Annotated in this window: 1 protein-coding gene; it reads right to left on the bottom strand. The window is 67.3% G+C overall.

Annotated features, from left to right (window positions below; genetic code table 11):
- Positions 1–16: 16 nt before the first annotated feature.
- Positions 17–978 (bottom strand): IS630 family transposase gene (locus AX737_RS31915; RefSeq protein WP_156453576.1). Its coding sequence is split into 2 segments (ribosomal slippage): positions 17–627 and positions 627–978, totalling 963 coding nucleotides; the frame shifts between segments, so codons are not numbered across the junction.
- Positions 979–1,047 lie beyond the last annotated feature (69 nt).

The raw sequence follows: 1,047 nt of genomic DNA, 5'->3' as shown, positions 1-1,047 counted from the left end.
CTAGAGCCGTGCCCGCTCACGTAGCAACGGCCAAGTCGGTATCGTAACCGGCGGCAGCGATGCAGTTGCGGCATTCGTCGGCTGTGAAATGAGTGAAGGCCTGCCGGATGGTGTGCCACAGGTCTGGGACAGTGCGGGCCGCCGCGGTTCGGAGCAGGCCCTTCAACTTGGCGAAGACCTGCTCGATCGGATTAAAGTCCGGGCTGTAGGGCGGGAGGTAGAGCAGCCTCGCCCCGGCAACCTCGATCACCTCACGCACACCCGTCACCTTGTGAGCCTGCAGGTTGTCGAGGATGACGGTGTCGCCGGGCCTCAACACGGGCACGAGCGTGTCGGTGACGTAGGCCCGGAAGCGTTCGCCGTTGGTGGCTCCGTCGAACAGGGTGGTGGCACACAGCCCATCGCTGCGCAGGGCGGCGGTGATGGTGGTGGTCTTGTAGTGCCCGTGCGGGACGGCAAGGCGGCAGCGCTCGCCCCGCGGGGCTCGACCGTAGCGGCGCGCCATGTTGGTGGCCGCAGCCGTCTCGTCGAGGAAGACCAGCCTGTCGGGATCGAGGGCGTCCTGGTTCTCGAACCAAGCCTCGCGAGCGGCCCTTACGTCCTCGCGCCCCTGCTCGGCCGCGTGGATCGCCCCTTTTTACGGGTGATGCCGTGCCGGGCGAAGAAGCGCGACAGGCTGCTCGTGCTGGTCTGCACGCCGCGCTCGGCCAAGGCGTCGCGCAACTCGTGCAGGAAGATCGCCGGCCGCGCCTCATAGGTCGTCAGGATCAGTTCGGCCTGCGCCTCGATCCGGTGCGAGGCGTGATCGCCACCCGATGGCTTGGGCGTGAGTTGCCCATCCTGGCGGAACTGTTCCGACCAGCGACTGGCACTGGACACGCTGACACCGAACCGGGCTGCCGCCTGATGACAGGAGGCCCCCTCCGAAACGGCGGAGACGACACGCTGGCGTAGATCGACGGACAACGGTGAAGGCATCGGCATCCTCCTCCACCCCTCAACGTCTCGGGCTCCGAGACGTCCCAACACGCTCGGGCGCGGCTCTAG

It is taken from the genome of Methylobacterium sp. CCH5-D2 (genome assembly GCF_001556475.1).
GTDB lineage: Bacteria > Pseudomonadota > Alphaproteobacteria > Rhizobiales > Beijerinckiaceae > Methylobacterium > Methylobacterium hispanicum.
Note: the sequence above shows the minus strand (reverse complement) of the source record. Positions and strands in the feature narration are given on the sequence as shown.